The organism is Castellaniella caeni NBRC 101664, from assembly GCF_001592225.1.
GTDB lineage: Bacteria > Pseudomonadota > Gammaproteobacteria > Burkholderiales > Burkholderiaceae_B > Castellaniella > Castellaniella caeni.
In genome coordinates, this window is record NZ_BCWN01000003.1 from 119,366 (window position 1) to 131,476 (window position 12,111).

The following is a 12,111-nucleotide window of genomic DNA, read 5'->3' on the forward strand; positions in this document are numbered from 1 at the left end:
GAAATCATAAGGCCCTGAATCATATGCGTCAAATCATACGCATCAAATCGCCATACGCATCAGCCCATGACACGCACACCAGCGCGGGGATTCATCAATGCCCCGAGTTGGGGTCGATGGCCTCGTCGCTATGGAAAATGGCGTGGTCGGCCTTGCCCTTGACGGTGAGGAAGCCCGCCACGCCCTTTTCCACCCGCGACAGGGCGTGATCGACCAGCAGGTAGCGGCCCGGATAGTCGGTCTTGAGTTCGACCATGGTGGCCCCGCCCGGCGGCACCAGCGTGGTCTGCACGTCGGTGAGCGGCTTGCTGGTGAGCGACGCCTGGTCGTAGACCTTGTCGAACACCTCGCCGATGATGTGGAAGCTGGACGTGAGATTAGGCCCGCCCACCCCGAAGAAGATGCGCACGGTATCCCCCACGTTGGACTCCATGTGGTAGACCTTGGTGAGCGCATCCATCGAGCCGTTGAACATCACGTGCTCGGGGTTTTCCGCCAGCAGTTTTTCAAGCGAGAACTCTTGCAGGCCGCTGGCGCCGTGACGCTCTGCCGTGTAGAGCTCACCTTGCATGACGTAGAACTCGCGATCCACCTTGGGCAAGCCCCCTTCGGGCTCGACCAGGATCATGCCGTACATGCCGTTGGTGATGTGCTGCGCCACCATGGGCGTGGCGCAGTGGTAGACGAACAGGCCCACGTGGTTGGCCTTGAAGGTGAACGACTTGGTCTGCCCCGGCGGCACCTGGGTGACCGCCGCCCCGCCGCCCGGGCCGGTGACGGCGTGCAGGTCGATCGAGTGGATGTGCGTGCTGTCCTTGGCGTTGCTGATGTTCAGGGTGACCGTATCACCCACCCGCACGCGCACGAAAGGCCCCGGCACCTTGTTGTTGAACGTCCAGAAGCGGTAGGTGCTGCTGTCGCCCAGGCGCCCCTCGATTTCGGTCGTCAGCAGATCGACCGTGACCTTTTGCGGGCCGCGCTTGCCCACGGGCGTGCCCACCTGCGCGGGATCATGCGCGATCTGCGGCGCCTGCACCTGCGCCTCGGCGGACGGCTCGCCCACCACCACCTTGCCTACCATGCCGGCCGCCTTGTGGCCCGGCAGCGTGCAGAGGTATTCGAAGGTGCCGTTCTTGGCGGCCCGAAAAACGATGGCCGTGGCGGCGTTCTTGCCGGAAATCTGATCCGAATGCGCCTTGAAATCGGGCACGGCGATGTCGTGCGTGGCGCCATCGCCGTTGATGAGGTTGATCTGCACCACCGCCCCTTCGGGCACTTTCAGATCCGGGTTGACCTGATTGGCGATCTCGCCCCGGTCGCCGATGAACACCAGCTTGCCGTCGGCAATCGAGGTGCGCAAGGTGAAGGTGACGTCCGGCTTATAGCTGACGTCCTGGCTGCCGTGTCCGGCGGGGCCGTGGTCGGCCCAGCCGGGGCTGCTGAAACCCAGCCCGGCCGCCGCCAGCAGCAAGCCCGTAAACATGCGTCGGATCAAGGACATGAGCGCTCCTGCGATAGTTAAGATGGTTGAGGTTGTAATGATGCTTGTTTAAACTGTCGAAGCACAGAATGCTGACATTCTACTGTACAGATGTTTCACGCTTCGATGATGCAAAACCACCGCACAAGACGACAAAGCGCAATTACTCGGGCAAGAAATTGATCCGCGCAAGGGGATAAACCCCACATCATCAGGCAGAGAACCTATAATCTCCCTGCAGACGTTCAGGGTTTTTCCCTGACGCTTTTATTTTTGTGGACCCTACTTTGCTGGCTGATCATCCCCCCCCCGGACAGACTCCCAGAACCAATTCGCTCAGGCGCATTCCGGTGGCGCCCGAATCCACCCGGTGTTCCACCTGTATGTTGAACGCGATCTGCCTGCCCCTGGGCATGGCGCGCCAGGACATCGCCAAGATGGACGAACTCATCAAAGAACGCATCCGCCTGCCCAAGGGCGGCTCGCTCTATCGCCAGGGCGACGCCGCCGAAGCCATCTACGGCCTGCGTTCGGGCTCGATGAAAACCCAGATCGAAGACGCCAGCGGCCAGGTACAGATCACCGGCTTTCTGCTGCCCGGCGAAATCCTCGGTATGGACGGCCTGATGCAGTCGCAGCAGGTGTCGCACGCCGTGGCGCTGGAAGACTCTGAAGTGTGCATCATCCGGCTGGATGAAATGGATCGCCTGGCTCCCCAGCTGCCCTCGCTCAACCTGCAGCTGCGCCGCCTGATGAGCAAGGAAATCAGCCGCTCGCACCAGCAGCTGCTGTCGCTGGGCAGCCTGCGCTCCGAACAGCGCCTGGCCGCTTTTCTGCTCAACCTGTCACAGCGCCTGCAGGTGCTGGGCTATTCTCCCTACGAATTCATCCTGCGCATGAGCCGCGAAGAAATCGGCAACTTCCTGGGCCTGACGCTGGAAACCGTCAGCCGCCTGTTCTCGCGCTTTGCGCGCGAGGGGCTCATCCGGGTGCAGCAGCGCGAGGTGCACATCCTCGATCTCACCGGCCTGCAAGAACTCTCGGGCGCGGACTGCGGCTGAACGCCCCCCGTCCGGACGCGTCAGTCGATCGGGTCGCCGAACTCGTCCAGCACCACGCCGCGCGGCGCCATACGCAGCGTCAGCGCGCTGGACAGCGCCGCCATCAGCCAGAACAGAAAGAAGCCCAGGGTGTACACCGTGGGGCGGGTGGCGCGAAACTGCCCCAGAAACACCAGGTCGAGCGGATCGACCAGGGCAAAGACCACACCAGAGGCCAGCCCGCCCATGAGAAACGACGGCCACAAAATCCACATCAGATTGCGTGCGTTCATGGTCGAATCTCCTGGAGAATGCATTGATTATCGGGTGTTTTGCGTCGGCGCTGTGACCACCAGCCCGTGACGCGTGCCGCCGTCGTGGATTTCCTGGCTGCCGTAGGCCTGGAAAGCCAGGAAGACCGTGACGGCACAGCCGACCACCACCACCGCAGGCCCCAATAATAATAGCCAGGGCCAGCGATGGCGCCACCAGGGCCGCCCTTCTGAGAGTTGATCCGGATCATGCTTGGCTGCTTTCATGCTCACCTCTTGTCATGGACACCGCTCTGGTCACGCATCGCGCGCGGCCTCAGTTCGGCACATAGAAACTGGATTGTTCCACCACGGTATCCGTGTCGCCGGGCGCGCGCGTGCCCACCGTCTCGAAGCGGACGTCATACAGGCCGGGCTTCAGGCCATTGACCGGCGCACGCAAGACCACGGGCACCAGACGATTGGAGGAGCCTTCGACGCGCACCCGGGTGCCACCCTCGTCGGCCATCTGCAGCGCGAGCCCCGGCACGCCGGTCGCGGAAAGATCGAGTTCGATGGGCGCTTCCGCCGAATTGATGATCTGCAGGCGATAGACGTTTTCAACCAATCCGCCCGCCACCTCGCGGCCCAGCGCGCCCCGGTCGCGGATCACATCGACGCGCAGCGTGGTGCGGGTGGCCAGAGAAAAGACAAAGCCGATGGCAATGGCCCCCAGCAGCGCCGAGTAGGCCAGCACGCGCGGGCGCAGCATGCGCTTGCGCACCTGCGGCTGGGTGAGGCCCTGGGTGATGGCATTGCCCGAGGTATAGCGAATGAGGCCGCGCTCGTAGCCCATCTTGTCCATGACCGAATCGCAGGCATCCACACAGGCGCCGCAGCCGATGCACATGTACTGCAGACCGTCGCGGATGTCGATGCCCGTGGGGCACACCTGCACGCACAGGCTGCAGTCCACGCAATCGCCCATGCCGGCTTCTTTGTGATCGATCTTGCGCGAGCGCCCCCCGCGCGGCTCGCCGCGCACGTGGTCATAGGTGACGACGAAGGTGTCGTCGTCCACCATCACGCTCTGGAAGCGCGCATACGGGCACATGTATTTGCACACGGCCTCGCGCATGAACCCGGCGTTGCCCCAGGTGGCAAAAGCGTAGAACAGCATCCAGAACCACTGCCACGGCCCCAGGTCGAAGGCCAGCAGGTGGGCACCCAGCTCGCGGATCGGCGCGAAATAGCCGATGAAGGTGTAGCCCGTCCACAAAGCCAGCAGCACCCAGAGGAAGTGCTTGCTGGCCTTCAGGCGCAGCTTGCGGGCGTTCCAGGGGGCCTCGTCGAGGCGGATGCGGGCCAGGCGATCGCCTTCGATCTTGGCCTCGATCCACATGAAGATTTCGGTGTACACCGTTTGCGGACAGGCATAGCCGCAGAACAGCCGCCCCGCCATGGCCGTGAACAGGAACAGCGCAAACGCCGACAGCACCAGCAGCACGGCCAGATAGATGACGTCCTGCGGCCACAACACCATGCCGAACAGATAGAACTTGCGCGCCCCCAGATCGAAGAGCACCGCCTGGCGTCCGCCCCATTGAATCCAGGGCAGCCCGTAGAACACCGCCTGGGTGAGAAACACCATCAGCACGCGGATGCGCGCGAAATGACCCTGCACCGAGCGCGGGTGGATTTTCGAGCGCACTTCGGCCAGGGCCTTTTCCACCTGGGGCGACGTCCCCCCGCCCGAGCCCTTGCGGATTCGGCGCACGGGCTGCCAGGCCGGGTCGTCGCGCGCTGCGGGCGTGGCGGCCTGTTTCGGGGGATCGTTTTGCATGATGTCCTCTGTGATGCTGACTGGTCTGTGTGACAGCCCTTCTGAGCCGGTTCGTCAAACAGCGGCCGCCTCGGCTCAGACAGAGGCGGCCCGCTTGCTTAGTGGTTGGACTGGCCCCACACCCAGGCGGCCAGCAGACGGATCTGCTCGGGCGTCAGGTGCCCTTCCTGCGCTGGCATCTGGTTGTCGCGTCCGTTGAGGATCGTCTCGATGATCGTGGCCTCGGAACTGCCATACAGCCAGACGCCGTCGGTCAGGTTGGGGGCGCCCATCAGGGGATTGCCCTTGCCCTCGGCCCCGTGACAGGCCACGCAGTAGGTCTCGAAGCCGCGCTTGCCCGCGTTCACCCGCAGGGGGTCGTGCGCCAGGCCCGAGAGCGAGCGCACGTACTGCGCGATGGCCGCGGCCTCTTCAGGCTTGACCACCGCGCCCCAGGCGGGCATCACCCCATGGCGGCCCTTGGTGATGGTCTGCAGGATCTGCTCGGGCGCACCACCCCACAGCCAGTCGTCGTCGGTCAGGTTGGGAAAGCCTTTACCGCCCTTGGCGTCCGAACCGTGGCACTGGGCGCAGTTGTTGAGAAACAGCCGCTGACCGATGTCGCGCGCCTGGGCATCCTTGGCAATCTCGGGAATGGGCATGTCGCCAAAGCGCTGGTAGATGGGCTCGATACGGGCATTGAGCGCCTGCTGCTCTTGCAGCACTTGCTCACCCGCCGTGAAGCCCAGCGTGCCCTTGAAGCTGCCCAGGCCCGGGTAGAGCACCAGGTAGCCCAGGGCGAACGCGCACAAGGCCAGATAGAACACCGTCCACCAGCGTGGCACGGGGTTGTTCAGCTCGGTCAGGTCGCCGTCCCAGACGTGTCCCGTACTTTCGACAGTGGTGGGCTGAACGTCGCGCTTGAGCCAGGCGCGCTGGGAGAACAGCAGGTACACGCACCAGATGATGCCCCCCAGGGCAATGATGGCGATGTAGTAACTCCAGAAACTGCTAGTGAAATCACTCATGGGTATCCCCGGTTTTCTTGTCGTTCTGATATTCCTCGGGCAGGGCGAAGGGCAGCAGCGCCGACTGGCGGTTGGCCTCGGCGCGGTGCGCCGACCAGGCCCACCAGACGATGCCCGCGAAAGTGAGCAGGCCCAGGCCCGTGATGAAGCCGTTGACGATGGCCAGCATCTCAGCGCCCCCCGCGCTGCATGGCTTCTTCAGCCGCGGCGCGCGAGCCCACCCCCAGGCCTTGCAGATAAGCCACGACGGCGTCTTCTTCCGTCTTGCCCTTCAGCGCCGCGGGGGCCTTGGCGATGTCGTCATCGGTATAGGGCACCCCCAGGGTGCGCAGCACGCGCATGCGCGCCTGTACGTCGGAGCCCTCGACCGTGTTGTGCTGCAGCCAGGAATAGGCGGGCATGTTGGATTCTTTCACCACGTCGCGCGGGTTGCGCAGGTGGATGCGGTGCCATTCGTCGGAATAGCGCTGCCCCACGCGGGCCAGATCGGGCCCCGTGCGCTTGGAACCCCACAGGAAGGGATGCTCGTAGACCGATTCGGCGGCAATCGAGTACGGCCCATAGCGCTGCACTTCGGACTGCAGCTTGCGGATCTGCTGCGAGTGGCAGCCCACGCAGCCCTCGCGGATGTAGATGTCGCGCCCCACCAGTCGCAGCGATTCGAGCGGCTTGACCCCTTCGGCCGGCGCGGTGGTGGAATGCTGGAAGAACAGCGGGATGATCTGCACCAGGCCCGAGAACGACACCACCAGGATGCTGAAGATGATCAGCAGGCCGACGTTGCGTTCGAGCATCTCGTGCGAAAAGCGTTTCTTGCTGGCAGACATGGTCAACTCCTCAGGCCGATGCCGGCACGGCGGTTACAGGGATGGCGCGGGCATCCGGGCTGTCGAGCGGCACGAGCGGATCGACACCCTCTTGGCCGCGCACGGTGAGCCAGGTGTTGTAGGCCATCAGGCACATCCCTGACAGGAAGAACAGGCCGCCGATCATGCGGATGACGTAGAACGGATAGGTGGACTTCACCACTTCGACGAAACTGTAGGTGAGCATGCCGTCGTCGCCCGTGGCGCGCCACATCAACCCCTGCATCACCCCGGCGATCCACATGGCGGCGATGTACAGCACCACGCCCAGCGTCGCCAGCCAGAAGTGCAGGTTGATGAGCTCGGGGCGCGCCATACTCTGGCGGCCATACAGGCGCGGGATGAGGTAGTACATCGAGCCGAAGGTGATCATGGCCACCCAGCCCAGGGCCCCCGAGTGCACGTGGCCAATGGTCCAGTCGGTGTAGTGCGACAGAGCGTTGACGGTGCGGATCGCCATCATCGAGCCCTCGAACGTGGACATGCCGTAAAAGGACAGCGCCACCACCATGAACTTCAGGATGGGGTCGGTGCGCAGCTTGTGCCAGGCCCCCGACACCGTCATGATGCCGTTGATCATGCCGCCCCACGACGGCGCCAGCAGGATGAGCGAGAACGTCATGCCCAGCGACTGCGTCCAGTCGGGCAGCGAGGTATACAGCAGGTGGTGCGGCCCGGCCCACATGTAAGTGAAGGCCAGCGCCCAGAAGTGCACGATGGACAGGCGGTACGAATAGATGGGGCGCTCGGCCTGCTTGGGCACGAAGTAGTACATCATGCCCAGAAAGCTGGTGGTGAGAAAGAAGCCCACGGCGTTGTGGCCGTACCACCACTGCACCATGGCGTCCTGCACCCCGGCGTAGGCCGAGTACGACTTCCACAGCGACACCGGCAGTTCGAGGTTATTGAAGATGTGCAGGATGGCGATGGTGAGGATGTACGAACCGAAGAACCAGTTGGCCACGTAGATGTGCTTGACGCGGCGCCTGGCGATCGTGCCGAAAAACACGATGGCGTAGGCCACCCACACCAGGGTGATGAGAATGTCCAGCGGCCATTCGAGCTCAGCGTATTCCTTGGTGGAGGTAAAACCCATGGGCAGGGTGATGACGGCCCCGAGCAGCACGGCCTGCCAGCCCCAGAAGGTGAAGGCGGCCAGCTTGTCGGAGAACAGGCGCGCCTGACAGGTGCGCTGCACGACGTAATACGAGGTCGCGAACAGCGCGCTGCCGCCAAAGGCGAAAATCACCGCATTGGTGTGCAGCGGGCGCAAGCGCCCATAGCTGAACCACGGCGTATTGAAATTGAGCTCGGGCCAGATCAGCTGCGAGGCGATCAGGACGCCCAGGCCCATACCCACGACGCCCCAGAAAATGGTGGCAATCGTGAACTGGCGGACGATCCTGTAATTAAAGGTTTCGGCCGGTATTCCGGTTCTCCCGGTCGTGCTCATAGATGTTCCCCTCAGAGCAAGGTTTAAGTGATCGATCATCGTCATCCAGGATGGCCGTGGCCGCGTCCTGGGTATCATCGAACTGGCCCGCGAAGATCGCCCACCAGAACGCCACGCCGATACCCAGCACGAACAGCAGGGAAATCGGCAGAAGAAGAAACAGGCCGTCCACCGCGCCGCCTCAGCCCGCTTCGGCCGCCAGGGGCGCACGCGGGCTCGCCGGGCGGCGCACGAGGCGCCAGGCATTGGTGCCCACGGCCAGCGAAGACAGCAGCATCGTGATGGCCGCCAGCCAGGGCTGCACGAAACCCAGCGCCGCCAGCGGGGTCATGAGCACGTGCCAGACGAGCGAACCCAGCAGATTCTGCGCGGCGACGCGGCGCGTGGCCGCGTGCAAGGGATCGGTGGCGCGCGGCGAGGCCGCGGCGCGCCGGGCACCATGACCCGCGGCCGGCGCGCCCGGCACAAGGCCCGCGCGCAGCTGCGCGGCGCGACGCGCCGCGAGCGCGGCGGGCACCGACATGGACAGGGCACAGGGGCAGCTCATGACCAGCAGGGCGACGGTGACCGCCACGGCCCGCTCTGGCTGCAGCTGCCACCAGGCCAGGCCCACGGCGGCCGCCAGCAGGATCTGGACGCAGACGAACCAGAACGCCAGGCGGTCGGCCTGGCGCAGCAGGCCGGCATCGGCTTCGTCGTGCTCGCCCACGGCCTGGCGCGCGCACAGTTCGAGAAAGCGGGCCGTCAGCAAAAAGGCCACGAACATCGATACGGAATCGAAGTAGACTTCGCCCGCGTCGCGCCAGGTGGCCACCACGCTGGGGACGAAAGCCGCCAGAATGCCCAGCGCCACGGGGACGTCCATGCCTACGCGGCCACGTGCCAGACTGCGCCAGGCGCCGTGCCAGACGGGCCAGGCGCAGTACAGCACCAGGGGAACGCAGAGCACGAGGCTGAGCCAGTTCATGAGCACGATGGCCTGCTCAAGCGCCAGCTGCGATTCCGCCGCCCGGGCGCCATGGCGCAGGTAGCCGGGAAAGGCCAGCATCATGACCTGCATCATCACCAGCCAGGCGAGCCCGGTACGGGCGAGCATGTGCCGGCGCGCGCGGCGCATGGCATCGGTCATGTGGGGCGGAGGCGTCAACAATGAAGTGGCGTGCATGGCGCGACTATAGCCAGACGGCCATCGGCCAACCTTGACGCAGATCAATAAACCCCCGCAAACGCTGTCATCGTCGTGATTTAGAGCTCAATAGTAGACAAGACAACGATAGAGGCCGCCATCACCCGGACGCCGGGGCGCAAGCCGCGCTCGCCGGACGAGGCCGGGCGAGGCCACCCCAATCCGTGATGGACAGCACCCCGCTGCCACGCGGGTCAAGTACTAGGGTTTTCCCTAATACGATGCTACAATTGTTTCCAGATAAGCACCGTCGAACAACTCAGGAGCAAACCATGATGATCTACGCACGCTTTGCAGACAAATCCCTGGTGAAGGCCATCGAACGGCGTAACGCTTTCACCCGGCGCGCGCAACAAGCCGACCGGCACGTGACACTGGCACAACAACTGCTGTCTCTGTTCAAGCCCAGCCACCTGGCACACCACCACGGCTGAAACCCCGGGCCCCCAGGGCCTGAGCCGGTTCAGATACCATCAAGCGACCACGATGTGGTCGCTTTTTTTGTGTGCGCCCAACATGAGCGCACTCCTGCGGGCGCCCTGCTCAGGGTAATTCCCCAGTTCGCATCGTCTTGCGACAGGCCTATGATCTGTCAGATATCTTCATACATGCACGATTAAATATTTGCTGACATGTCAGAAGACGACCACAGCACGAATCAAGCAAGACACTCCCGGCCCCAAGGAGGCACCATGCGTATCCTGGTTGTCAACGTCAACACGACCCCATCCATGACCGAAGGCATTGTCGCCTCGGCCCGCGCCGCGGCGGCGCCCGGCACCGAAATCGTCGGCCTGACCCCGCGCTTCGGCGCCGACTCCTGCGAGGGTAACGTCGAAAGCTACCTCGCCGCCCTGGGGGTGCTCGACCAGGTGCTCAAGTATCCCGAGCCATACGACGCCGTCATCCAGGCGGGCTTCGGCGAGCATGGCCGCGAAGGCCTGCAAGAAGCGCTGGACGTGCCGGTGGTGGACATCACCGAAGCCGCCGCCATCACGGCCGGGCTGCTGGGCCACAAATTCGGCATCGTGACTTCGCTGGATCGCACGGTGCCTCTCATCGAAGACCGGCTGCTGCTGGCAGGCCTGGATCGGCGCTGCAGCGCCATCGTCGCCAGCGGACTGAGCGTGCTCGAACTCGAACAGGATCACGCGCGCACCGTCGCGGCCATCGTCGCCAAAGCCAAGGAAATCGTCGAGCAGCGCGGCGTGGAGGTCATCTGCCTGGGCTGCGGCGGCATGGCCGGGCTCGACGAAGCCGTCTCCGCAGCAACCGGCGCGCCCGTCGTCGACGGAGTGGCCGCCGCCGTCGCCCTGGCGGAAGGCTTGGTGCGCATGAAGCTGTCCACCTCCAAGGTGCGCACTTACGCACCGGCCCGCCCCAAAAAACTCAGTGGCTGGCCCCTGCCCTGAGCCCGCTAGCCCCCCTCACCCACCCTTTCCGAGGCTTTCAGCATGAGCACGACACACGCTGAGCATATCCCCAACGAAGAACTCGCCCGCCAAGACCCGGACGGCCGACTGTTCAACGAAGACCTGGCCCCCGCCCACCCCACCCACCGCAAGTGGAACGGCTACCAGCTGTTTTCCCTCTGGATGAACGACGCCCACAACGCGGGCAACTACACCTGGGCGGCCGGCCTGTTCGTTGGCCTCGGGATGTCGGCCTTCGACATCACGCTCGGCATCTTCCTGGGCTCGCTCATCATCCTGGCGGGCTGCTGCCTGTCGGGCTTCATGGGGCACGACACCGGCACGCCCTACCCCGTCATCAGCCGCATCACCTGGGGCATCTGGGGCGCCAACATCCCTGCCGTGGTGCGCGGCATCGTCGCCATCGCCTGGTACGGGGTGCAGACCTACCTGGCCTCCATCGCCCTCAACGCCCTGCTCTCGCGCGCCTTCCCGATGTTCCGCGAACTCAGCCTGAGCACCGCGCCCAGTTTCCTGAACCTGTCGCTGGGCGGGTGGATCTGCTTCCTGCTGCTGTCCATACTGCAGCTCATCATCGTGCGCCGCGGCATGGAAGCCGTGCGCCACTTCCAGGGCCTGGCCGGCCCCATCATCTGGGTGATCATGCTCGTCCTGATGTTCTACTTCCTGTCGAAGGCCAACTGGCATTTCGACTGGTTCTCGGGCCCGGACGGCAAGCAGCTCGACAGCAGCACCCAGATGCGCAACATCCTCATCGCCTGCGCGCAGACGGTGGGCACCCTGGCCACCCTGATGCTCAATTTCTCTGATTTCGCGCGCTTCTCGCCCAGCCGCAAATCGGTGGTCACGGGCTGCGCCTGGGGCCTGCCCGTCAACTGGACAGCCTTTGCCGTGACCTCGGTAGTCACCACCGTCGCCGCTGCGCAAGTGCTCAATGCCGACATCAACGACATCAAAGACCCCGGCATCCTGCTCGAACACGTCGATAACTCGATCATGTTCTACGTCTGCACGATCTCGTTCGTCTTCGCCACCATCGGCGTGAACATCGTGGCCAACTTCGTCTCGGCGGCCTTCGACATCTCCAACATCAACCCGCGGCGCATCAGTTTCCGCACGGGCGGCCTGATCACGGCCATCGCCTCGATCATCGTCACCCCCTGGAACTACTTCAACAACCCGGTAGTGGTGGGCTACTTCCTGGGCAGCCTGGGGGCCTTGCTGGGGCCGTTCTTCGGCATCCTGGCCGTCGATTACTACCTGGTGCGCAAGCAGAAGTTCAGCATCCGCCACATGTACCTGCCCACGCCCGAGTCGATCTATTACTACAACAAAGGGGTCAGCCACTACGCCCTGTACGCACTGATTCCGTCGGCCATCGTGTCGCTGAGCATCGCTCTGTTGCCCGCCTTCTCCGAGATCAAAGACTTCGGCTGGTTCATCGGGGCCCCGATCGGCGCCATCATCTACTACTTCCTGGCGAACGGCCGGGTCGTCATCCTGCCGCACGAAACCGCCGCGCAAAAAGCGTGAAAAAAAATGGGAAGGCGCA

14 protein-coding genes are annotated in these 12,111 nt (G+C 64.1%); 4 read left to right on the forward strand and 10 right to left on the reverse strand.

Features of this window, described 5'->3' with window-relative positions:
• Window positions 1–94 precede the first annotated feature (94 nt).
• Window positions 95–1,501: a copper-containing nitrite reductase gene (gene nirK, locus CCA01S_RS02845; RefSeq protein ID WP_232304959.1), complete on the reverse strand. Its 1,407-nt coding sequence runs from the start codon at window positions 1,499–1,501 to the stop codon at window positions 95–97.
• 362 nt (window positions 1,502–1,863) lie between these two features.
• On the opposite strand from nirK, the gene CCA01S_RS02850 reads away from it, so the two are divergent.
• On the forward strand, window positions 1,864–2,541 hold the full coding sequence (locus CCA01S_RS02850) for a helix-turn-helix domain-containing protein (protein WP_066453774.1): 678 nt from the start codon (window positions 1,864–1,866) through the stop codon (window positions 2,539–2,541).
• Window positions 2,542–2,561: 20 nt separating this feature from the next.
• On the opposite strand, the gene CCA01S_RS02855 is transcribed toward CCA01S_RS02850, so the two are convergent.
• The 9 genes from CCA01S_RS02855 to CCA01S_RS02895 all read right to left on the reverse strand — a co-directional run bounded on the left by CCA01S_RS02855 (window position 2,562) and on the right by CCA01S_RS02895 (window position 9,105).
• Window positions 2,562–2,813, reverse strand: a complete 252-nt coding sequence (locus CCA01S_RS02855) for a hypothetical protein (RefSeq protein ID WP_066453777.1) — start codon at window positions 2,811–2,813, stop codon at window positions 2,562–2,564.
• A gap of 27 nt (window positions 2,814–2,840) precedes the next feature.
• Window positions 2,841–3,059: a hypothetical protein gene (locus CCA01S_RS02860; RefSeq protein ID WP_066453780.1), complete on the reverse strand. Its 219-nt coding sequence runs from the start codon at window positions 3,057–3,059 to the stop codon at window positions 2,841–2,843.
• A 49-nt stretch (window positions 3,060–3,108) separates the two neighbouring features.
• Window positions 3,109–4,614, reverse strand: a complete 1,506-nt coding sequence (gene ccoG, locus CCA01S_RS02865) for a cytochrome c oxidase accessory protein CcoG (RefSeq protein WP_066453782.1) — start codon at window positions 4,612–4,614, stop codon at window positions 3,109–3,111.
• Window positions 4,615–4,712: 98 nt separating this feature from the next.
• Window positions 4,713–5,621, reverse strand: a complete 909-nt coding sequence (gene ccoP / locus CCA01S_RS02870; RefSeq protein WP_066453785.1) for a cytochrome-c oxidase, cbb3-type subunit III — start codon at window positions 5,619–5,621, stop codon at window positions 4,713–4,715.
• The gene (locus tag CCA01S_RS02875; RefSeq protein ID WP_103035486.1) at window positions 5,614–5,790 is read right to left on the reverse strand and encodes a cbb3-type cytochrome oxidase subunit 3; all 177 of its coding nucleotides are present in this window, start codon (window positions 5,788–5,790) and stop codon (window positions 5,614–5,616) included. Before CCA01S_RS02875 ends, ccoP begins: the two co-directional genes overlap by 8 nt.
• A gap of 1 nt (window position 5,791) precedes the next feature.
• The gene (ccoO, locus tag CCA01S_RS02880) at window positions 5,792–6,448 is read right to left on the reverse strand and encodes a cytochrome-c oxidase, cbb3-type subunit II (protein ID WP_066453787.1); all 657 of its coding nucleotides are present in this window, start codon (window positions 6,446–6,448) and stop codon (window positions 5,792–5,794) included.
• Between the two features lie 10 nt (window positions 6,449–6,458).
• Window positions 6,459–7,940 carry a cytochrome-c oxidase, cbb3-type subunit I gene (gene ccoN, locus CCA01S_RS02885; protein ID WP_066453789.1) on the reverse strand — a complete coding sequence of 494 codons (1,482 nt, stop codon included), beginning with the start codon at window positions 7,938–7,940 and terminating at the stop codon, window positions 6,459–6,461.
• Complete coding sequence (gene ccoS, locus CCA01S_RS15175) at window positions 7,897–8,112, reverse strand: cbb3-type cytochrome oxidase assembly protein CcoS (protein ID WP_103035485.1); 216 nt, start codon at window positions 8,110–8,112, stop codon at window positions 7,897–7,899. The genes ccoN and ccoS overlap by 44 nt, the downstream gene beginning before the upstream one ends.
• A gap of 9 nt (window positions 8,113–8,121) precedes the next feature.
• Entirely contained in the window at window positions 8,122–9,105 is a 984-nt protein-coding gene (locus tag CCA01S_RS02895) for a P-type ATPase actuator domain-containing protein (RefSeq protein WP_066453791.1), read from the reverse strand.
• 293 nt (window positions 9,106–9,398) lie between these two features.
• Between CCA01S_RS02895 and CCA01S_RS15580 the strand changes: the two genes are divergently transcribed.
• From CCA01S_RS15580 to CCA01S_RS02905, 3 genes are all read left to right on the forward strand, one after another.
• Window positions 9,399–9,560, forward strand: a complete 162-nt coding sequence (locus CCA01S_RS15580) for a hypothetical protein (protein ID WP_157076511.1) — start codon at window positions 9,399–9,401, stop codon at window positions 9,558–9,560.
• Between the two features lie 258 nt (window positions 9,561–9,818).
• Window positions 9,819–10,538, forward strand: a complete 720-nt coding sequence (locus CCA01S_RS02900; protein WP_066453799.1) for an aspartate/glutamate racemase family protein — start codon at window positions 9,819–9,821, stop codon at window positions 10,536–10,538.
• Window positions 10,539–10,580: 42 nt separating this feature from the next.
• Window positions 10,581–12,092 carry an NCS1 family nucleobase:cation symporter-1 gene (locus CCA01S_RS02905; RefSeq protein WP_084386393.1) on the forward strand — a complete coding sequence of 504 codons (1,512 nt, stop codon included), beginning with the start codon at window positions 10,581–10,583 and terminating at the stop codon, window positions 12,090–12,092.
• The last annotated feature ends 19 nt before the right edge of the window (window positions 12,093–12,111 follow it).

Bases quoted from the DNA above. Each gene is read 5' to 3' on its own strand.
- ccoP (WP_066453785.1), bottom strand. From the start codon at position 5,621: ATGAGTGATTTCACTAGCAGTTTCTGGAGTTACTACATCGCCATCATT.
- CCA01S_RS02875 (WP_103035486.1), bottom strand. From the start codon at position 5,790: ATGCTGGCCATCGTCAACGGCTTCATCACGGGCCTGGGCCTGCTCACT.
- ccoG (WP_066453782.1), bottom strand. From the start codon at position 4,614: ATGCAAAACGATCCCCCGAAACAGGCCGCCACGCCCGCAGCGCGCGAC.
- CCA01S_RS15580 (WP_157076511.1), top strand. From the start codon at position 9,399: ATGATGATCTACGCACGCTTTGCAGACAAATCCCTGGTGAAGGCCATC.
- nirK (WP_232304959.1), bottom strand. From the start codon at position 1,501: ATGTCCTTGATCCGACGCATGTTTACGGGCTTGCTGCTGGCGGCGGCC.
- CCA01S_RS02900 (WP_066453799.1), top strand. From the start codon at position 9,819: ATGCGTATCCTGGTTGTCAACGTCAACACGACCCCATCCATGACCGAA.
- CCA01S_RS02905 (WP_084386393.1), top strand. From the start codon at position 10,581: ATGAGCACGACACACGCTGAGCATATCCCCAACGAAGAACTCGCCCGC.
- ccoN (WP_066453789.1), bottom strand. From the start codon at position 7,940: ATGAGCACGACCGGGAGAACCGGAATACCGGCCGAAACCTTTAATTAC.
- CCA01S_RS02860 (WP_066453780.1), bottom strand. From the start codon at position 3,059: ATGAAAGCAGCCAAGCATGATCCGGATCAACTCTCAGAAGGGCGGCCC.
- CCA01S_RS02895 (WP_066453791.1), bottom strand. From the start codon at position 9,105: ATGCACGCCACTTCATTGTTGACGCCTCCGCCCCACATGACCGATGCC.
- CCA01S_RS02855 (WP_066453777.1), bottom strand. From the start codon at position 2,813: ATGAACGCACGCAATCTGATGTGGATTTTGTGGCCGTCGTTTCTCATG.
- CCA01S_RS02850 (WP_066453774.1), top strand. From the start codon at position 1,864: ATGTTGAACGCGATCTGCCTGCCCCTGGGCATGGCGCGCCAGGACATC.
- ccoO (WP_066453787.1), bottom strand. From the start codon at position 6,448: ATGTCTGCCAGCAAGAAACGCTTTTCGCACGAGATGCTCGAACGCAAC.